General features: G+C 57.0%; 21 protein-coding genes and 1 pseudogene. 12 read left to right on the top strand and 10 right to left on the bottom strand.

Annotation, left to right across the window (positions count from 1 at the left end):
• Position 1: 1 nt before the first annotated feature.
• The 6 genes from GOX21_RS13135 to mdh form a co-directional block, all read right to left on the bottom strand.
• Positions 2-544: a DUF805 domain-containing protein gene (locus GOX21_RS13135; RefSeq protein ID WP_170377764.1), complete on the bottom strand. Its 543-nt coding sequence runs from the start codon at positions 542-544 to the stop codon at positions 2-4.
• Positions 541-1,227, bottom strand: a complete 687-nt coding sequence (locus GOX21_RS13130) for a hypothetical protein (protein WP_170350629.1) — start codon at positions 1,225-1,227, stop codon at positions 541-543. Before GOX21_RS13130 ends, GOX21_RS13135 begins: the two co-directional genes overlap by 4 nt.
• Before the next feature lie 3 nt (positions 1,228-1,230).
• Complete coding sequence (gene sucD, locus GOX21_RS13125) at positions 1,231-2,112, bottom strand: succinate--CoA ligase subunit alpha (protein WP_170350627.1); 882 nt, start codon at positions 2,110-2,112, stop codon at positions 1,231-1,233.
• Positions 2,113-2,145: 33 nt separating this feature from the next.
• Entirely contained in the window at positions 2,146-2,853 is a 708-nt protein-coding gene (locus tag GOX21_RS13120) for a class I SAM-dependent methyltransferase (RefSeq protein ID WP_170377761.1), read from the bottom strand.
• A gap of 42 nt (positions 2,854-2,895) precedes the next feature.
• The gene (gene sucC, locus GOX21_RS13115; RefSeq protein WP_170350625.1) at positions 2,896-4,089 is read right to left on the bottom strand and encodes an ADP-forming succinate--CoA ligase subunit beta; all 1,194 of its coding nucleotides are present in this window, start codon (positions 4,087-4,089) and stop codon (positions 2,896-2,898) included.
• A 320-nt stretch (positions 4,090-4,409) separates the two neighbouring features.
• Entirely contained in the window at positions 4,410-5,372 is a 963-nt protein-coding gene (gene mdh, locus GOX21_RS13110) for a malate dehydrogenase (protein ID WP_170377759.1), read from the bottom strand.
• Between the two features lie 161 nt (positions 5,373-5,533).
• Between mdh and GOX21_RS13105 the strand changes: the two genes are divergently transcribed.
• A complete protein-coding gene (locus GOX21_RS13105; protein ID WP_170377757.1) occupies positions 5,534-6,289 on the top strand; it encodes a sulfite exporter TauE/SafE family protein in 756 nt (251 codons plus the stop codon).
• On the opposite strand, the gene GOX21_RS13100 is transcribed toward GOX21_RS13105, so the two are convergent.
• Positions 6,286-6,585, bottom strand: coding sequence for a hypothetical protein (locus GOX21_RS13100; protein WP_170377755.1), 300 nt, complete (start codon positions 6,583-6,585; stop codon positions 6,286-6,288). The genes GOX21_RS13105 and GOX21_RS13100 overlap by 4 nt on opposite strands.
• A 168-nt stretch (positions 6,586-6,753) precedes the next feature.
• Here GOX21_RS13100 and GOX21_RS13095 point away from each other — a divergent pair, with 168 nt between their 5' ends.
• From GOX21_RS13095 to GOX21_RS13045, 11 genes are all read left to right on the top strand, one after another.
• On the top strand, positions 6,754-7,611 hold the full coding sequence (locus tag GOX21_RS13095; RefSeq protein ID WP_170377753.1) for an HpcH/HpaI aldolase/citrate lyase family protein: 858 nt from the start codon (positions 6,754-6,756) through the stop codon (positions 7,609-7,611).
• 6 nt (positions 7,612-7,617) lie between these two features.
• On the top strand, positions 7,618-8,172 hold the full coding sequence (locus GOX21_RS13090; RefSeq protein ID WP_170377751.1) for an NnrU family protein: 555 nt from the start codon (positions 7,618-7,620) through the stop codon (positions 8,170-8,172).
• Positions 8,173-8,184: 12 nt separating this feature from the next.
• Positions 8,185-8,391 carry a DUF1737 domain-containing protein gene (locus GOX21_RS13085; RefSeq protein ID WP_170350615.1) on the top strand — a complete coding sequence of 69 codons (207 nt, stop codon included), beginning with the start codon at positions 8,185-8,187 and terminating at the stop codon, positions 8,389-8,391.
• On the top strand, positions 8,391-9,419 hold the full coding sequence (locus GOX21_RS13080) for a MaoC family dehydratase (RefSeq protein ID WP_170377749.1): 1,029 nt from the start codon (positions 8,391-8,393) through the stop codon (positions 9,417-9,419). The genes GOX21_RS13085 and GOX21_RS13080 overlap by 1 nt, the downstream gene beginning before the upstream one ends.
• Before the next feature lie 55 nt (positions 9,420-9,474).
• On the top strand, positions 9,475-10,143 hold the full coding sequence (locus GOX21_RS13075; protein ID WP_170377747.1) for a DUF1194 domain-containing protein: 669 nt from the start codon (positions 9,475-9,477) through the stop codon (positions 10,141-10,143).
• 207 nt (positions 10,144-10,350) lie between these two features.
• A complete protein-coding gene (sdhC, locus tag GOX21_RS13070; RefSeq protein WP_170350610.1) occupies positions 10,351-10,734 on the top strand; it encodes a succinate dehydrogenase, cytochrome b556 subunit in 384 nt (127 codons plus the stop codon).
• Positions 10,735-10,745: 11 nt separating this feature from the next.
• Positions 10,746-11,117 (top strand): succinate dehydrogenase, hydrophobic membrane anchor protein, encoded by a 372-nt coding sequence (locus GOX21_RS13065; protein ID WP_170350608.1) that lies wholly within the window; start codon positions 10,746-10,748, stop codon positions 11,115-11,117.
• A gap of 22 nt (positions 11,118-11,139) precedes the next feature.
• Positions 11,140-12,948 (top strand): succinate dehydrogenase flavoprotein subunit, encoded by a 1,809-nt coding sequence (sdhA, locus tag GOX21_RS13060; RefSeq protein WP_170377745.1) that lies wholly within the window; start codon positions 11,140-11,142, stop codon positions 12,946-12,948.
• Between the two features lie 12 nt (positions 12,949-12,960).
• A complete protein-coding gene (locus GOX21_RS13055; RefSeq protein WP_170361401.1) occupies positions 12,961-13,740 on the top strand; it encodes a succinate dehydrogenase iron-sulfur subunit in 780 nt (259 codons plus the stop codon).
• An 88-nt stretch (positions 13,741-13,828) separates the two neighbouring features.
• A complete protein-coding gene (locus GOX21_RS13050; protein ID WP_170377743.1) occupies positions 13,829-14,077 on the top strand; it encodes a hypothetical protein in 249 nt (82 codons plus the stop codon).
• 155 nt (positions 14,078-14,232) lie between these two features.
• Positions 14,233-14,373 carry a hypothetical protein gene (locus GOX21_RS13045; RefSeq protein WP_170377741.1) on the top strand — a complete coding sequence of 47 codons (141 nt, stop codon included), beginning with the start codon at positions 14,233-14,235 and terminating at the stop codon, positions 14,371-14,373.
• Positions 14,374-14,631: 258 nt separating this feature from the next.
• Here GOX21_RS13045 and deoD read toward each other — a convergent pair whose 3' ends face one another.
• From deoD to GOX21_RS13030, 3 genes and pseudogenes are all read right to left on the bottom strand, one after another.
• The gene (gene deoD / locus GOX21_RS13040; protein WP_170377739.1) at positions 14,632-15,345 is read right to left on the bottom strand and encodes a purine-nucleoside phosphorylase; all 714 of its coding nucleotides are present in this window, start codon (positions 15,343-15,345) and stop codon (positions 14,632-14,634) included.
• 17 nt (positions 15,346-15,362) lie between these two features.
• Entirely contained in the window at positions 15,363-15,680 is a 318-nt protein-coding gene (locus GOX21_RS13035; protein ID WP_170361622.1) for an H-NS histone family protein, read from the bottom strand.
• Between the two features lie 123 nt (positions 15,681-15,803).
• Positions 15,804-17,780 (bottom strand): annotated as a pseudogene (locus GOX21_RS13030) (methylmalonyl-CoA mutase family protein); the annotation flags it as partial.
• Positions 17,781-17,883: the final 103 nt, after the last annotated feature.

The following is a 17,883-nucleotide window of genomic DNA, read 5'->3' as shown; positions in this document are numbered from 1 at the left end:
TTCACTGGGGCACCTCAATTGGATTGGGGCCGTATTTATTGACACCTGGCTGACTTGGGCGGGTTAGCCACCACAACACCAGAAGAGGAGACACAAACAGAACGATCAACGTCGGAACTACGATCAGCAGCGTGGCGCGGGTGAACAGGATGTCCAGACTGCCGCCGTGCTGAAAATGCGACGCAAGACCGATACCAAAGATCAGAACCGCAAAGGCCCCGAGGATCAGCAGGATCGGCAGCAATGCGTATAGCCCGCTGCGCCCTGTATCATGCATCCGCCGCCAAGCGACCGCCAGATGCGGGAAGAAAACGATCAGGCTAACGATGCTTTGCACCGGTGCCGAAGACGTGGCGGTGACAGATTTGGATGTTTCAGTTTCAGTCACAGCAACCTGAGTGAAGAACTGTGCATCAATGATCCCGGCGATGATACTCCAGATCACGATGAACAGGAAAAAGAACCAATATTCAGACCGCGAGGCACGACCCGAGAAGGTGAAGAATTTCGAGAAACAGGTGCGGATGGCGTCGGAGAAGGTCATTTTGAGTTCTCTGCCTGTTTCGTGACATAGGTTGAGAAAATGGAGGACACATCTATCCCAATGTCCGAAACGGTTGAAATGCGCTCGGTGTTCAGTACTGCACTGTTCAGAACCCGTTTTAGGCCATTGCTTTCATAAGATTGAGATCTGAGACGGTACACCGGAGGCAAAGTCGCAGGGTCGCGTCCTGAACCCCCAAGCAAACGCTCAAATGTCACTGGCGAGTCTTCATCCTTGAGTGCAATCAGGCAACGTAATTGACTGTAGGTGTTATACTCATCAGTGCTGATGCGTAAAACACTCCCAGTTTGCAATTTTACAAACCAACGGTCTTTTTGTTCTGTGCCTTCGAAAGTTACTAGATTGCGTGTACCGGCGGCATTTTTTAGCGCAAGTTCCCATGTTCTTACTATGCGCGGATCAGCAACGTCCCCATAACCAAACTGTTCTGAAAGTAACGATGCGGCAAAAGACTTTATTGCGCGGTCATCAAGTTCTGCTGGAACAGCGTGAGTCCAACCAATCTTGATCAGGTTATCCGTTACCGTCACCAGATCAATGGCGGATTGACAAGCCGCCACGGTTTCCGAAGCGAATTTTGAGCTGTCGGCGACAGCTGGGGCAGTTGTGGCTGCCGAGACGGCAGCCACAAGGCCAATAAGGGTTCTTGTACCCCAGTTCACAGTTTACCCAATCGCTTCCAGCACTGCCTCACCCAGTTGCGCCGGGCTTTCGGCCACGACGATACCGGCCGAGCGCATGGCTTCGATCTTGTCCTCAGCTCCACCTTTGCCGCCGGCGACGATTGCGCCCGCGTGGCCCATGCGGCGGCCCGGAGGGGCCGTACGGCCTGCGATGAAACCTGCGGTTGGCTTTTTGCGGCCCTTCTTGGCCTCATCCGCCAGGAACTGCGCGGCTTCTTCCTCGGCTGAGCCACCGATCTCACCGATCATAATGATCGACTCGGTTTCGTCATCGGCCAGGAACCATTCCAGCACGTCGATATGCTCGGTGCCTTTGATCGGGTCGCCGCCGATGCCCACGCAGGTGGACTGGCCCAGACCTACATCGGTGGTCTGCTTGACGGCCTCATAGGTCAGGGTGCCCGAACGGGACACAACGCCGACCGAACCGCGCTTGTGGATGTGACCGGGCATGATGCCGATCTTGCAGGCATCCGGCGTAATCACACCGGGGCAGTTCGGGCCGATCAGGCGCGAGCTTGAGCCTTCCAGCGCGCGCTTCACCTTCATCATGTCCAGAACCGGGATGCCTTCGGTGATGCAGACGATCACTTCCATTTCGGCATCAATCGCTTCGAGGATCGAGTCCGCCGCGAAGGGCGGCGGTACATAGATCACGCTGGCATTGGCTTCGGTCACATGCTTGGCCTCGTGGACCGAGTTGAAAACGGGCAGGTCAAGATGGGTCATCCCGCCTTTGCCGGGGGTCACGCCGCCGACCATCTTGGTGCCATAGGCGATGGCCTGTTCGCTGTGAAATGTGCCCTGCGAGCCGGTAAAGCCCTGACAGATCACTTTGGTATTTTCATCGATGAGGACTGCCATTTCGTGGCCTCCATAGTGATTAATGTTAGCGCGCTAGATGTTTTGATCACCAGCGCTGCGAGTCTCGTTTTGGTCGGGATCAGAACCGCGTCGTGCCACGGCGTCGATGACCTGGTCTCGGGACCAAATCCCCAAAGACCGTTGTTTCTGACCTTCTCGCGTCAGCATAAACTCGGGGTCCAGGTTGATTTCGCCCGTTTCACTGACGGTCTCGATCGGTTCTGAAAAGTTAAAGGGTGCAACGCACGGGTTGAACCGTTTGAAACCTCCGTTTCTTGGCAGTCTGGGGTTTTGGGGTATGTAATGCCGCGTCGTCAGCAAATACGGGATTCCGCTGGCGACGAAGTTTTCAAAAAAGGCCCACCGCAACCACCATTTTAGATGAAAAAGACAGTCGCGGCACATCATCATGTCCGCCTTTGGCAGAGTGTCTGATGTGATGTCGAGGTGCATGAACTCGCGTCCCGGAGCAGCATGCTGCTGTTTGACCTCTTCCAGAACCTCCAGCGAAATGTCCCCGCCGACATATTGAATGCCGGTCAGGTCAACATGTTGCATCCAGGTCCAATCACCACATGGCGCGTCAAGAAACGTTTTGACATTGTACTCGTCAAAAATACGCGGAAGCGCATCACGCAGCGGTCGGGTCGCCGCAAGGGTCGACCCATGCCCCGAGCGCGGTCCGTTGCGGCGTCCGGACCAGCTCAGCGTTTCAAAAGTGTCTCTCAAACCACTGCGCATAGCGGTTCTCCGTTTGGTTTAAGGTTCGATGAGTTGTGGCGATTACCCCTTAACCGCCTTCACGATCTTCTCGGCACCGTCTTTCAGGTTGTCCGCCGCGATCACGTCCAGGCCTGAGGTGTTGATGATCTCTTTGCCTTTCTCGACATTCGTGCCTTCCAGACGCACGACCAGCGGAACCTGCAGGCCGACCTCTTTCACCGCGGCGACAACGCCCTCGGCAATCACATCACAGCGCATGATGCCGCCGAAGATGTTGACCAGAATGCCTTTGACCTGCGGGTCCGAGGTGATGATCTTGAACGCCTCGGTCACTTTCTCTTTGGTCGCACCGCCACCCACGTCGAGGAAGTTGGCAGGCTCAGCGCCATACAGCTTGATGATGTCCATCGTCGCCATCGCCAGACCGGCACCGTTGACCATGCAGCCGATCTCACCATCCAGCGCGATGTAGTTCAGGTCGTATTTCGAGGCTTCCAATTCCTTGGGGTCTTCCTCGGTCGTGTCGCGCAGTTCGGCGATGTCGGGGTGGCGGTAGACCGCGTTGCCGTCAAATCCGACCTTGGCGTCCAGCACCTTGAGGTCGCCGCTGTCGGACACGATCAGCGGGTTGATTTCCAGCATCTCCATATCCTTCTCGACGAAGGCGTTATAGAGCTGGCCCATCAGCTTGACGCATTGCTTGACCTGAGCGCCTTCCAGACCCAGCGAGAACGCGATCCGGCGGCCGTGATAGGGCTGATAGCCGGTTGCAGGGTCAACCGAGAAGGACAGGATTTTCTCGGGCGTGGCTGCGGCCACTTCTTCGATGTCCATGCCGCCTTCGGTCGAACAGACGAAGGAAATGCGGCTGGTCTGGCGATCCACCAGCAGGGCCAGGTACAGTTCACGCTCGATGCCGGAACCGGCTTCGATATAAATGCGGTTAACCTGTTTGCCCGCCGGGCCGGTCTGATGCGTAACCAGCGTGCGGCCCAGCATCTTCTTGGCTTCTTCGGCGGCTTCTTCCACCGATTTGGTCAGACGCACGCCGCCTTTTTCACCGGCATCGGCCTCTTTGAAGCTACCTTTGCCGCGTCCACCTGCGTGGATTTGCGCTTTGACAACCCAAAGCGGGCCGTCCAGTTCACCGGCTGCGGTTTTGGCTTCCTCGGCGCGCAGAACCGCGCGTCCCTCGGAGACCGGAGCGCCATAGCTGCGAAGAAGAGCTTTGGCCTGATATTCGTGAATGTTCATCAACACTGTCCCGTCTGACTACGATTACCCCGTTATAGAGGGCTGTAGAGCGCAAATATAAAGGCTTTTTTGACGGCGAAGAGCTTTTTAGCGTAGATTTTTGCTATTTGTGATCACAGTTTTTTGGGGTGTGATCACAATTCATTCTCGGGCAGTTACTTGATTCGAATCTGAAACCAAACCTGCCAAAAACACATTCAAAAACAAAATTTAAAACGTTTGCGCCAACATTTTCGGTAGCTCCATTCGGACTTGGGCAAACGGGCAATAGAAAAGCCGGACCTGAAAAGGACCGGCTTTCAGAATTCTCACAGAAGGGATCAGGCCAGCGAGCTGTCGATGCCTTTGCACGCCTCGATCAGGCCCTTCACCGCGTTGACCGAATTGTCGAAACCAGCCTGCTCTTCTTCGTTCAAGTTGATGTCGACGATCCTTTCAATACCGCCCGCGCCGATCACGGTGGGTACGCCCACGTACAGGCCGCTGACGCCCAGCTCACCTTCGCAATAGGCTGCGCAGGGCAGGACGCGCTTTTGGTCTTTCAGATAGGCTTCGGCCATTTCGATTGCCGACGTGGCCGGTGCGTAGAAGGCCGAACCGGTTTTCAGCAGGCCAACAATTTCGGCACCGCCGTCACGGGTGCGCTGTACGATAGCGTCCAGCTTGTCTTGCGTGGTCCAGCCCATTTCGACCAGATCGGGCAGCGGGATACCAGCGACGGTCGAGTAACGGACCGACGGCACCATAGTGTCGCCATGGCCGCCCAGAACAAACGCGGTGACGTCTTTCATCGAGACGTTGAACTCTTCGGCCAGGAAATGAGCAAAGCGGCCCGAATCCAGAACACCTGCCATACCGCAGACCTTGTTGTGCGGCAGGCCCGAGAATTCACGCAGCGCCCAGACCATCGCGTCCAGCGGGTTGGTGATGCAGATGACGAACGCGTCGGGTGCGTTGGCCGCAATGCCTTCGCCGACAGATTTCATGACCTTCAGGTTGATGCCCAACAGGTCGTCGCGGCTCATGCCCGGCTTGCGAGGGACGCCAGCGGTCACGATGCAGACGTCGGCGCCAGCGATATCTTCGTAGGACTGAGTGCCTTTCAGCTTGGCGTCAAAGCCTTCGGACGGGCCGGATTCAGCGATGTCCAGCGCCTTGCCTTCGGGGGTGCCTTCGGCGATGTCGAACAGGACGACGTCACCCAGTTCTTTCATTGCTGCGAGGTGGGCGAGCGTGCCGCCGATCTGACCTGCGCCGATCAGCGCGATCTTGGGTCTGGCCATTTGGATTATCTCCGGTCGGTTTTGAAATCGCGGTTTTGCTAGTCGTTAAATGGGTTTCGCGCAAGTACCCTTGGGCGCGGCATGCAACCGCATACCATTTGCACCCGGCCGTGTGATTGCGCTAAACGGCCTTTTAGACAGGCCAATTTGCAGGACGCCACATGTTCGAATTGAACTTGATGTTTTTTGCCGTGGCGATCCCTGCGGTGGTCTTTGCCGGAATCTCGAAGGGCGGGTTCGGGTCGGGGGTGGCGTTTGCGTCCTCGTCGATTCTGGCCCTAATACTTGAACCCGGGCAGGCGCTTGCGCTGATGTTGCCGATCCTGATGGTGATCGATGTGGCCACCCTTGGCCCATACTGGAAACGGTGGAGCTGGCCGGATTCACGCCTGTTAATACTGGGCGCTGTGCCGGGGGTTGCGCTGGGGGCGTGGTTGTATCGCGCCACCAATGATGACCTGCTGCGATTGTTGATCGGCGGAATTTCTGTCGGATTTGTGATTTGGCATTTTTCGCAGACCAAAGGCTGGGTGCGCGGCTTTGCCAACCGCCTGCCACCGCCTGCCGGGCTGTTCGCGGGTCTGATCGCCGGGTTCACCAGTTTCGTCAGCCACGCCGGAGGGCCCCCGGCCGCGGTCTACCTGCTGTCGCAGCGCTTGACGAAGACTCAGTTTCAGGCGTCGACCGTGCTGGTTTTCTGGGTCATCAATATCGCGAAGTTTGTGCCTTATGCCTATCTGGGTCTGTTCACCTGGCACACCGCATGGGTTGACCTGCTGCTGACGCCCTTTGCTATTCTGGGTGCTTGGCTGGGCGTCCGGGCGCATTTCATGCTGTCCGAGCGCCTGTTCTTTGGCATCGCCTATGTGCTGCTGACATTGACCGGCAGCAAGCTGATCTGGGACGCGTTGACCTAGACGTTGGGCGGCAGCGCCTCGGCCATATCATCATAGGCCTGGCCCGAGGCAACCAGGCAAGTTATCCCGTCCGGCAATGTCACCGTGATCGTCCAGCTGCCGCTTTGATCCGAAGCGTAAACCTCCATCATGGTCCCTTGCCGCGCGACGCCGATACTGCGGCGTGTTTCGCCGTAGGTCTCGGTCAGGCGCCTCACTATGTCCTCGCGCGGGGCACAGGTGCGGGCCTGTACCTGTTGTGCGGCCAGAACCATGATCCCAAGGCCCATCGTCATCTTGAACAGCGTCGTTTTCATCAGGCACCCCTTTCGATTCCATAGCAATCAGAGTGCGTCCGGCGGGCAGAAATCCGGTTAAAGCTCCGCACGTTGCATCGTAAATGCTGCAGCGCGGCGATTTTGCTCTTGAACTTTCCGACAAAAAATGCCCCATTCCGCGCAACATTCTTTCAAAGGGAGAGGCCAATGGACCCCCGTCAGCGCCCCTATCGTTCCGTTCTCTATATCCCCGGCTCGCGCGATCGGGCGCTGGATAAGGCCCGCACCCTGCCAGTGGATGCGATCATCTTTGATCTTGAAGATGCCGTTGCCGCCGACGAAAAGGTCAATGCGCGCGAAACGCTCAGGGCGGCACTGGCTGCTGGCGGGTATGGTGACCGGGCCAGGATCGTGCGCATCAACGGGCTGGATACCGAATGGGGCCGTGCCGACGCCGAAGCCGTACACGAGATGGACGCGGATGCCGTGTTGTTGCCCAAGGTGGGTTCGGCCGCTGACGTGGACGCGCTGGCCGCGATCACCGGCGACATGCCGATCTGGGCGATGATGGAAACTCCGCAAGGGATGTTGAATGCGGCCGAGATTGCAGCGCATCCGTTGATGGCAGGCTTTGTCATGGGCACCAACGATCTGGCCAAAGATCTGCAAACCCGGTTCCGTCCGGACCGTCTGCCGTTGATGACGTCGCTGGGCCTGTGCGTGCTGGCCGCCAAGGCCCATGGGCTGATCATCGTGGATGGTGTCTATAACGCATTCAAGGATGAGGCTGGTCTGGCCGCAGAATGCGAACAAGGCCGTGACATGGGTTTTGACGGCAAGACGCTGATCCACCCGGCGCAGGTCAACATCACCAATGCGGCCTATGCGCCGTCAGAGGCCGAGATCGACTTGGCCCGCCGTCAGATTGCAGCTTTTGAAGAGACCGAGGCACAGGGGCAGGGCGTTGCCGTCGTGGATGGGAAGATCGTTGAAAACCTGCATGTTGTAACAGCCCGCGAAATTCTGGCAAAAGCAGAGGCGATTTCAGCTTTGCAAGCGGGGTAGCCAGCAATGGGCTTTGTTCTTCTGATCCTTGGGGTGGCGCTGTGGTGGGCCGCTCATCTGTTCCAACGCGTCATGCCGGCGCAGCGCGCGGCGATGGGCAGCGCGGGCAAAGGCGCGGTTGCGCTGGCGCTGGTCGTGGCAATCCTGCTAATGATCTTCGGCTATCGCTTGACCGATACCGTTTTCGTCTGGGCACCACCATCCTTCATGATCCACATAAACAATCTGTTGGTGTTGATCGCGATCTATATGATGAGCCCCGCAGGCACCAAGGGTCGCCTGTTGAACAAGCTTCGCCACCCAATGCTGGGCGGGTTCAAGCTGTGGGCTTTTGCGCATTTGCTGGTTAACGGCGATTTGGCCTCGATCATTCTGTTCGGCGGGCTTCTGGCCTGGGCTGTTGTAGAGGTCATTGTGATCAACAAGTCCGAGCCCGGTTGGACACCCGGTGAACCCGGTACCTATGGCAAGGACGCGATGTTCTTTGTCGCCTCGGTCGTGTTGTTGGGTGTGATCGGCTATATTCACGGGCTGGTTGGTCCGTCTCCGTTCCCATCTTAAGGAAATGACATCATGGCAAAACTCTATCGCCTGCTGACCGAGGAAGACACATCCGCCTTCTGCCACAAAGTGTCAGACGCCTTAGCAAAAGGGTGGGAGTTGTATGGCGACCCGTCTTACGCCTATGACGAAAACAGCCGCATGATGCGGTGTGCGCAGGCTGTGACCAAAGAGGTCGAGGCCGACTATTCCTCCGATATGAAACTGGGACAGCAATAATGGCAAAGACAAATCCGGGCCGCTTTTTCGAGGACTACTCTGTTGGTCAGGTGCTGCATCACGCCGTGCCGCGTACAGTAACTGACGGAGAGCGGGCGCTGTATCATGCGCTCTACCCGGCGCGGCACGCGCTGTATTCGTCGGATGAATTTGCTCGGAATTGCGGCTTGCAGCAAAGCCCGATTGACGATCTGGCTGCTTTCCACGTGGTGTTTGGTAAGACCGTGCCAGACATCTCGCTGAACGCGGTTGCCAATCTGGGCTATGCCGAGGGACGCTGGCTGTTGCCGGTCTATCCGGGCGATACGCTGCGCTCTGAATCCGAGGTAATCGGGGTCAAGCAGAATTCGAACGGCAAGACCGGCGTGGTCTGGGTACGCACGCGTGGCCTGAATCAGCGCGATGAGGTCGTGATCGAATATGTCCGCTGGGTGATGGTGCGCAAATCGAACCTTGACGCTCCTGCGCCTGAAGCGGTTGTGCCGGACCTGAAAAAGGTGCTTGAGCCCAAAGACCTGGTGGTGCCTGCGGGGTTGGATTTCTCGAATTACGATTTTGCCCAATCGGGCGAGGCGCATCGTTGGGGTGATTACGAGATTGGCGAAACCATTGATCATGTCGACGGCGTGACGGTGGAAGAGGCCGAGCATATGCTTGCCACCCGGCTGTGGCAGAACACAGCCAAGGTACATTTCGACCTGACCTTCCGGCCCGATGGTCGTTTGATTTATGGTGGCCACGTAATTTCGATGGCGCGGACATTGTCGTTCAACGGCCTGGCCAATGCGCAGATGATTGTCGGCCTGAACGGCGGCGCCCATGCCAACCCCTGCTTCGCAGGCGACACAATCAAGGCCTGGTCCGAGGTTCTGGACAAGGCCGAAACCGGTGTGCCGGGCGTGGGGGCCATCCGTCTGCGGCTGGTCGCGACAAAGGGTGGAGAGCCGTTTGCGCTGAAAAACGAAGATGGCCGGTATCAGCCGAACGTCCTGTTGGACCTTGATTATTGGGCGCTTATGCCAATCTGAGCACGCCCCACATTCATTTGATCGCAGCCTGCGTCAATCATGCTAGGCTGCGATCATGGTCCTACTTCGATCACTTGCTGCCTGCCTGTTTCTGACGCCGCCCGCCGTCGCGTGCGATCTGGCGTTGGCTTTGGCAGTGGACGTATCCGGTTCGGTCGATACGACGGAATACCGGATACAGATGGATGGGCTGGCCGCCGGGCTGCGCGACCCCTTAGTGTCCGAGGCGCTGGTGCGGGGGCAGGCACAGTTGATGCTGGTGCAGTGGACCGGGTCCTCGCGTCAAAAGGTGACGATCCCGTGGACCCGGATCGATAGCTTTGACACTCTTGAACGGTTTGCCGATCAAGTTGCCGACGACCCTAGGGTTTGGCGCAACTTTTCAACCGCAATCGGTGAGGCGCTTGAGATGACCATGTCCAGCTTCGATGCGGTGGCGGATTGCAAACGGCACCTAATAGACATTTCGGGCGATGGGGTGTCGAACGAGGGTGTCGAACCAACCGAGACGCACAGGGCGTTACGCACACGCGGGGTGACGGTAAACGCAATTGCGATCGAGGAAAGCGAACCGGACCTGACCGCCTATTTCTTTGAAAATGTCATTGTCGGCGAGGGCGCATTTGTGGTGTCGGCAGCGGGGTTTGCCGATTACCCCGAGCGGATTCGAAAGAAGCTGTTGCGCGAAGTTACACAGCAATCAGCGGCTTTGGAGCAGCAGTAGCAGATTCGTGATCACAATGCTTGTTCCCTGAAAACGCTAACATTCAAGGCTTGGAAGAGTTTTCGTGATCACAGTATTATTTTGCGTGATCACAAACTGATGAAATCTGCTATTTTGAACCCTTTTTACCCATTTTTGCGCATGCAGCACGTGACAGAAGGGCAAAAAACAGTAAAACGACCGGTAGCCAACGAAAGAGGAGCCGACATGGCCGATGTCAATCGGGGCAACCGCCCGCTCTCGCCACACATTATGATCTATCGCCCCCAGATGACTTCGTTGTCGTCGATCATGGTTCGCCTCTCGGGATTGGGCGCCTTTGCCGTTGCAATCCTGATCGTCTGGTGGCTGTTGGCCGCTTCGACATCGGAAAGCGCGTTTCTGGCCATCGACGGTTTTCTGCGCAGCTGGTTCGGCGACATCCTCCTGACCTTGGCCACCTGGGCGCTTTGGTATCACACGCTGGGTCGTCTGCGTCACGTCTTTTGGGATTTCGGCTACTGCCTTGATGTTGAGGTCTCTGAGAAACTGGGTCTAGGCATGTTCGTCGGTGCGACCATCCTGACCATTATCACTGTGATTGCGGTTTAAGGGGGCGGCACATGCGATATCTGACTGACCGTAAACGCGCGCAGGGTCTGGGCGCAGGGAAATCCGGCACACAAACACATTGGCGCACCATGGTCCGGGCGATGATCCTGACCGTGCTGGTTCCGATCTTCATCTTCACCTTCGGGGCCGGTATCGGCGGCACATACGAAGAAGTCGTCGCCTATTTCAGCCGCCCATTCCCGGCAATTGTGACCGCTCTGACTTTGGTCGTGGGCATGCAACAGCTGATGTATGAGGCGCAGGAAACCATCGAAGATTATGTCCATGGTGTTCTCGAGAAAGTCTCGCTGGTTGCAATGTGGGCCCTGGGCTACACGCTGATCGCGGCCGGGCTGTTCGCTCTGGTCAAGCTCGCCCTGTGATGCGCGGTAAGGAACAAGAACAATGACAGCAGCATATGAATATGAAACCCACGAATACGACGTCGTTGTCGTAGGCGCAGGTGGTGCAGGTCTGCGGGCGACGCTGGGCATGGCCGAACAGGGCCTACGCACTGCATGCGTCACCAAAGTGTTCCCGACACGCTCGCACACGGTTGCGGCGCAGGGCGGCATCGCGGCATCTCTGTCTAACATGGGACCGGACCACTGGCAGTGGCACATGTACGATACCGTCAAGGGTTCGGACTGGTTGGGTGACACTGACGCGATGGAATATCTGGCCCGTGAAGCACCCAAAGCGGTGTATGAGCTGGAGCACTACGGCGTGCCCTTCAGCCGGACCGAAGAAGGCAAGATTTATCAGCGTCCCTTCGGTGGCCACACAACCGAATTCGGCGAAGGTCCTGCCGTGCAGCGAACCTGTGCCGCAGCCGACCGGACAGGCCACGCGATCCTGCACACGCTGTATGGTCAGTCGCTGAAGAACAACGCCGAGTTCTACATCGAATACTTCGCCATCGATCTGATCATGTCCGAGGACGGGCAGTGTCAGGGTGTCGTTTGCTGGAAGCTTGACGACGGAACGATGCACGTCTTCAACGCCAAGATGGTGGTACTGGCGACCGGCGGCTACGGCCGTGCCTATTTCAGCGCGACGTCGGCCCATACCTGTACTGGTGACGGCGGCGGTATGGTGGCCCGGGCGGGCCTGGCGCTGCAGGATATGGAATTCGTGCAGTTCCACCCGACCGGCATCTACGGTTCGGGCTGCCTGATCACCGAAGGCGCACGGGGCGAGGGTGGCTACCTGACCAATTCGGAAGGTGAACGGTTCATGGAGCGTTACGCGCCCCAATACAAGGACCTCGCGCCGCGCGACTATGTTTCGCGTTCGATGACCATGGAGATCCGCGAAGGCCGTGGCCATGGTGACAACGGCGATCACATTCACCTGAACCTCAGCCACCTACCTGCCGAAGCACTGGCGGAACGTCTGCCGGGCATCTCGGAATCGGCGCGTGTGTTTGCCGGTGTGGACGTGACCAAGGAACCGATCCCAGTTCTGCCGACCGTGCACTATAACATGGGTGGCATTCCGACCAACTATTGGGGTGAGGTTCTGAACCCCACAGCCGATAACCCAACGGCTGTTGTCCCGGGCCTGATGGCCGTGGGTGAAGCGGGTTGTGCCTCGGTCCATGGCGCGAACCGTTTGGGCTCGAACTCGCTGATTGACCTTGTGGTGTTTGGCCGGGCTGCCGCGATCCGGGCCGGTGAAGTTGTCGATGCCAAAGCGTCGAACCCGGTTCTGAACCAAGCGTCGGTCGACAAGGCGTTTGACCGGTTTGATGCTGTGCGGAATGCGAGCGGCGCAATCCCTACCGCCGATCTGCGGCTTGAGATGCAGCGGACCATGCAGGAAGACGCAGCCGTATTCAGGACCGCCAAAACCATGGCCGAAGGCGTCGAAAAGATGACGGTGATCGCGGCCAAGATGGACGACCTGAAGGTCTCCGACCGTTCGCTGGTGTGGAACAGTGATCTGATGGAATCTCTGGAACTGACCAACCTGATGCCAAGCGCGCTGGCTACCATCGTTGGTGCCGAGGCACGCAAGGAATCCCGCGGTGCTCATGCGCACGAAGACTTCACCGAGCGCGACGACGAAAACTGGCGTGTCCATACCGTTTCGCGGGTTGAGGGCAACAAGGTTGAGCTCAGCTATCGCCCGGTCATAGCCGATCCGCTGACCACCGAAGAAGAAGGTGGCATCAGCCTCAAGAAAATCGCGCCCAAGGCGCGGACGTTCTAAGGAGAGGAACTAATGGTACAACTGACCCTCCCAAAGAATTCGCGCATCACGACGGGCAAAACTTGGCCCAAACCCGAAGGCGCGACCAATGTGCGTAAGTTCCAGATTTATCGCTGGAACCCGGATGACGGCAAAAACCCCCAGCTCGACACGTACTTCGTCGATATGGACAACTGTGGGCCGATGATTCTGGATGCGCTGATCAAGATCAAGAACGAGATCGATCCGACTCTGACCTTCCGCCGCTCGTGCCGTGAAGGCATCTGCGGTTCCTGCGCAATGAATATCGACGGGATCAACACGCTGGCCTGTATCTACGGTATGGATGAGATCAAGGGCGACGTGAAAATCTATCCGCTGCCGCATATGCCTGTGGTTAAGGACCTGATCCCCGATCTGACGCATTTCTATGCCCAGCACGCTTCGATCATGCCGTGGTTGGAAACCAAGACCAACCGCCCCGCGAAAGAGTGGAAGCAGTCGATCGAAGACCGCAAAAAGCTGGATGGTTTGTATGAATGTGTGATGTGCGCCAGCTGCTCGACCTCGTGCCCGAGTTACTGGTGGAACGGCGATCGCTACCTTGGGCCCGCCGCGTTGCTGCATGCCTATCGTTGGATCATCGACAGCCGCGATGAAGCCACGGGTGAGCGTCTGGACGAGCTGGAAGATCCCTTCAAGCTGTATCGCTGCCATACGATCATGAACTGTGCCAAGACCTGTCCCAAGGGGCTGAACCCGGCCAAGGCAATTGCCGAGATCAAGAAGATGATGGTCGATCGGTCCGTTTGATCACAGCCACAAAAGAAGACAAAACCCGGGGTAGAAAAACTCCGGGTTTTTTCGTGTTATGCGGGCATTGTAGTATCGGAGTACATCAATGACCCAAAGACTACTAAAAGCCTTTTCAATTTCTGCCATCACCATTCTTTCAGCGTGTGGTGGATCGGGCAGCGACCGGGCGGACTTAGCATTCAAACAGGTAGACTGTGCAAAACAGGCCGGAATTGGTGGGGCATTTACCACTCAATACACCCTTCAGGATGGTAAGCAGACTGAGGTGTTCGTTTCCGGCAACGGCGTCAGCGAAGAACAAGCCGCTAAAGCGAATGCTTGTATGACCGCGTAATTGGCGAAAAACGAGAAAGGCTGGCAGATGCAAGTGCCAGCCTTTTATGCAGTTTTGTCATACCGAGGTTGCGAAAAGATGTGATGAAGTCAGTTGTTGGACTGCTTAACCTTTAAACAGGGGAGGAGTGATGGAACCGAAACGGGATCGCTCCGATGCAAGGCCAAAACTCTAAAACGAACGCTGCTGAAGCTCTGGAACTGTTGGAACAAGCTTGGGCTTATTACACGCCGGAACCTGCGCCGGTGGCTGAGGTTCACGAGCCTGAATTGTTCGAATACGCAAACGCCGCCTAACGCTTGAATTTATCCTTGGATTGGGCAATGCATAAGCATGCCCATTCTGTTGTTAGTACTGGCGGCCGGAGTGTTCGCCTATTTTATCTGGCGATCACGGACGTCGTCGTTGACGCGCGATTGCCGATGGCGGCAGCACCGCAAGGAAGGCGTCTGGGTTTGTGCCTATTGCGGGGCACAGCACGAAGGCGCGGATACACCGACCAGTTGCCTGAAAGGGAAATAGGACAGCAGGGCGATCATTCGCCCAGTCTGTGGCTATGTCGCGTCGGGAAATGCTGCTTGCAGCGCGATTTCCACCATATCCCCAAAGCTGCTTTCGCGTTCGGACGACGGCAGTGCCTCACCCGTCAGCAGGTGATCGGACACGGTCAGAACGGCCAGCGCGCGGCAATTGTGACGCGCGGCGAGGATATACAATTCGGCGGCCTCCATCTCGACCCCCAGAATGCCGTGTCGCACCATCTGTTCATTCAAATCAGGTCGTTCGTCATAAAACACGTCCGACGAATAAATCCCGCCGATATGCGTGGGTGTCCCTTTCGCAGCCGCCGCCTGAGCCGCCGCCTGTAGCAAACCCCAGTCGGCGCAGGGGGCAAAGTTCAGTTCTTTCAGAATGCCGCGTGATGGCGTGCTGAGCGTTGTCGAGGTCATCGCCAATATCACATCGCGGATATTGACACTGTCCTGCATCCCGCCGCACGATCCGATGCGGATCAGGGTTTTAGCACCAAAATCGCGGATCAGTTCATTGGCGTAAATCGACAAGGACGGCATCCCCATGCCGCTGCCCTGAATTGAAACCGGGTTTCCTTTCCAGGTTCCGGTGAAACCCAGCATGCCCCGCACGTTATTGACCAGCCTGGCATCCTGCAAAAAGGTTTCTGCCGCCCATTTCGCCCGATAGGGATCACCGGGCATTAAAACGGTTTCAGCAATTTCACCTTTTTCTGCGCCAATATGAATTGTCATTTTTCACTCAATTCCTGTCAGATTTCCAAATCCGAAATATCTGCCCCGGCTTTTAACGCGTCATGAACCCATTGCGGTTTGCGGCCTCGGCCCGACCAGGTTTGTTCGGGGTTGGAGGGATTTTTGTACTTTGCGTTGGCCTTTGAACTCTTAGGTAATTTTGAGCCATTGCCAGACAGGTCTGAAAGTGAAAATCCGAACTCAGCGGCGGCCTTTTCGGCCGCTTTCAAAGCCTCTTTGCGATCACGCTTTTCCGCATTTTTAAGCGCGATTTCCACCTTGTCGCGCAATTCAAGCAGTTCTTTTCGAGACATTTTATCTAGGCTGATCGCCATTTTTTTCTCCGTTCCGCACTTCGTCATACGTGGACGCAATAGCCCACCGTAATTCCAAATCCGAAATTTATCTATCCCCTCGTGAAGGGGAATAGAAACAGAGATTTCCCAAAAAGGGTTGAACTATTCAGCCGCGATATTTTGCGGATCGACCAGAGTTACGATATCGCCCATGATTACATTCAACTCAAAGTTCTTGGGCGTATAGATTTTGGCAACGCCCATTGCCTTGAGTTTCGCTGCATCATCATCGGGAATGATCCCTCCAACCACGACAGGGACATCGTTCAGCCCGGCTTCGCGCAGGCGGGTCATGACGTCTTGCACCAATGGGATGTGGCTGCCGGACAGAATCGACAGACCGATGACATGGGCCTTGTCTTCAATGGCAGCCGTGACGATTTCCTCGGGCGTCAGGCGAATGCCTTCATAGCTGATGTCGATGCCGCAATCGCGGGCGCGGAAGGCGATTTGCTCGGCTCCGTTTGAATGGCCGTCCAATCCCGGCTTACCCACCAGGAATTTCAGGCGGCGCCCCAGTTTGTCACTGACCGCATCAACAGCAGCGCGCAGATCCTCCAGCCCTTCGGTCTTGTTCGATACCGAACCTGAGACGCCGGTTGGGCCGCGGTAGGTGCCGTAGACCTTGCGCATTTCTTCAGCCCACTCTCCGGTGGTGACACCTGCCTTGGCGGCGGCGATTGACGGTTCCATCACGTTGGTGCCGGATCGCGCCGCCTCACGTAGTGCGGCCAAAGCCGCCTTGACGGCTGCGTCGTCACGATCTGCGCGCCATTCATTCAGGCGGTTGATCTGCTCTTGCTCAACGGCAGGGTCGACAACCATGATACCGCCATCTTCGGTCTCCAGTGGTGAGGGTTCGCCCTGTGTCCATTTGTTCACCCCGACCACGACGGTTTCGTTGCGTTCGATCCGGTTCAGGCGTTCGGCGTTGGAATCGACCAGACGGGATTTCATGTATTCGATCGACGCCACCGCGCCGCCCATCGATTCGAGGTTGCCCAATTCAGCCCGCGCGCCTGCTTTCAGCTCTTCAACCTTAGCGTCCACGACGGGGTTGCCGTCAAACAGGTCACCATATTCCAGCAAGTCGGTTTCATAGGCCAGGATTTGCTGCATCCGCATCGACCATTGCTGATCCCACGGACGTGGCAAACCCAACGCTTCATTCCATGCGGGCAATTGCACAGCACGGGCGCGGGCCTTTTTCGACAAGGTCACGGCAAGCATTTCGATCAGGATGCGATAGACGTTGTTTTCGGGCTGCTGCTCGGTCAGGCCCAGCGAGTTGACCTGAACACCATAGCGGAACCGACGGTATTTTGAATCCTCGACGCCATAGCGTTGTTGCAGAATCTCGTCCCAAAGATCCACGAAAGCCCGCATCTTGCACATTTCGGTGACAAAGCGGATGCCCGCGTTCACAAAGAACGAAATGCGACCGCAAAGCGCCGGGAAATCCTCGGCTGGGACGCGGGGGCGCAGCTCATCCAATACGGCGATGGCCGTGGCCAGTGCATAGGCCAGCTCTTGTTCGGGTGTCGCGCCGGCTTCTTGCAAGTGATAGGAACACACATTCATCGGGTTCCATTTCGGCACGTTGGTATAGCAATACTCGGCCACGTCCGCGATCATCTTCAGCGACGGTTTTGGCGGGCAGACATAGGTACCGCGGCTCAGGTATTCCTTGATCAGGTCGTTCTGCACGGTGCCTTGCAGCTTGGACACGTCCGCGCCCTGTTCCTCGGCCACAGCGATATAAAGCGCCAGCAACCAAGGGGCGGTGGCGTTGATAGTCATCGAGGTGTTCATCTGTTCCAACGGAATCTGATCGAACAATACCCGCATGTCGCCCAGATGGCTGATCGGAACGCCAACCTTGCCGACCTCGCCGCGCGCCAATGTGTGATCGCTGTCGTAACCGGTCTGCGTCGGCAGGTCGAAAGCCACGGAAAGACCGGTCTGTCCCTTCGCCAAATTCCCGCGATACAGCGCGTTTGAGGCCTTGGCGGTGGAATGACCGGCATAGGTTCGGATGAGCCAAGGGCGATCTTTCTGCGTCTGCGTCATAGCTGGGCCTCGTGTTGCGGGTGGGCAAGAAAATTACGTCAATGGCCTCTAAAGCGCAATTTTCGGGATATGTCAATTCGCTGCGTCGCGGCATTTCAGGTTCTTCAGATTG

Source organism: Ruegeria atlantica, assembly GCF_013032005.1.
GTDB classification, from domain to species: domain Bacteria; phylum Pseudomonadota; class Alphaproteobacteria; order Rhodobacterales; family Rhodobacteraceae; genus Ruegeria; species Ruegeria atlantica_A.
This window is presented reverse-complemented; position numbering and strand designations above follow the sequence as displayed.

Bases quoted from the DNA above. Each gene is read 5' to 3' on its own strand.
- GOX21_RS13120 (WP_170377761.1), bottom strand. From the start codon at position 2,853: ATGCGCAGTGGTTTGAGAGACACTTTTGAAACGCTGAGCTGGTCCGGA.
- GOX21_RS13065 (WP_170350608.1), top strand. From the start codon at position 10,746: ATGCGATATCTGACTGACCGTAAACGCGCGCAGGGTCTGGGCGCAGGG.
- GOX21_RS13105 (WP_170377757.1), top strand. From the start codon at position 5,534: ATGTTCGAATTGAACTTGATGTTTTTTGCCGTGGCGATCCCTGCGGTG.
- sdhC (WP_170350610.1), top strand. From the start codon at position 10,351: ATGGCCGATGTCAATCGGGGCAACCGCCCGCTCTCGCCACACATTATG.
- GOX21_RS13050 (WP_170377743.1), top strand. From the start codon at position 13,829: ATGACCCAAAGACTACTAAAAGCCTTTTCAATTTCTGCCATCACCATT.
- GOX21_RS13075 (WP_170377747.1), top strand. From the start codon at position 9,475: ATGGTCCTACTTCGATCACTTGCTGCCTGCCTGTTTCTGACGCCGCCC.
- sdhA (WP_170377745.1), top strand. From the start codon at position 11,140: ATGACAGCAGCATATGAATATGAAACCCACGAATACGACGTCGTTGTC.
- GOX21_RS13090 (WP_170377751.1), top strand. From the start codon at position 7,618: ATGGGCTTTGTTCTTCTGATCCTTGGGGTGGCGCTGTGGTGGGCCGCT.
- GOX21_RS13080 (WP_170377749.1), top strand. From the start codon at position 8,391: ATGGCAAAGACAAATCCGGGCCGCTTTTTCGAGGACTACTCTGTTGGT.
- GOX21_RS13055 (WP_170361401.1), top strand. From the start codon at position 12,961: ATGGTACAACTGACCCTCCCAAAGAATTCGCGCATCACGACGGGCAAA.
- sucC (WP_170350625.1), bottom strand. From the start codon at position 4,089: ATGAACATTCACGAATATCAGGCCAAAGCTCTTCTTCGCAGCTATGGC.
- GOX21_RS13085 (WP_170350615.1), top strand. From the start codon at position 8,185: ATGGCAAAACTCTATCGCCTGCTGACCGAGGAAGACACATCCGCCTTC.
- deoD (WP_170377739.1), bottom strand. From the start codon at position 15,345: ATGACAATTCATATTGGCGCAGAAAAAGGTGAAATTGCTGAAACCGTT.
- GOX21_RS13045 (WP_170377741.1), top strand. From the start codon at position 14,233: ATGCAAGGCCAAAACTCTAAAACGAACGCTGCTGAAGCTCTGGAACTG.
- GOX21_RS13100 (WP_170377755.1), bottom strand. From the start codon at position 6,585: ATGAAAACGACGCTGTTCAAGATGACGATGGGCCTTGGGATCATGGTT.
- GOX21_RS13095 (WP_170377753.1), top strand. From the start codon at position 6,754: ATGGACCCCCGTCAGCGCCCCTATCGTTCCGTTCTCTATATCCCCGGC.
- mdh (WP_170377759.1), bottom strand. From the start codon at position 5,372: ATGGCCAGACCCAAGATCGCGCTGATCGGCGCAGGTCAGATCGGCGGC.
- GOX21_RS13035 (WP_170361622.1), bottom strand. From the start codon at position 15,680: ATGGCGATCAGCCTAGATAAAATGTCTCGAAAAGAACTGCTTGAATTG.
- sucD (WP_170350627.1), bottom strand. From the start codon at position 2,112: ATGGCAGTCCTCATCGATGAAAATACCAAAGTGATCTGTCAGGGCTTT.
- GOX21_RS13135 (WP_170377764.1), bottom strand. From the start codon at position 544: ATGACCTTCTCCGACGCCATCCGCACCTGTTTCTCGAAATTCTTCACC.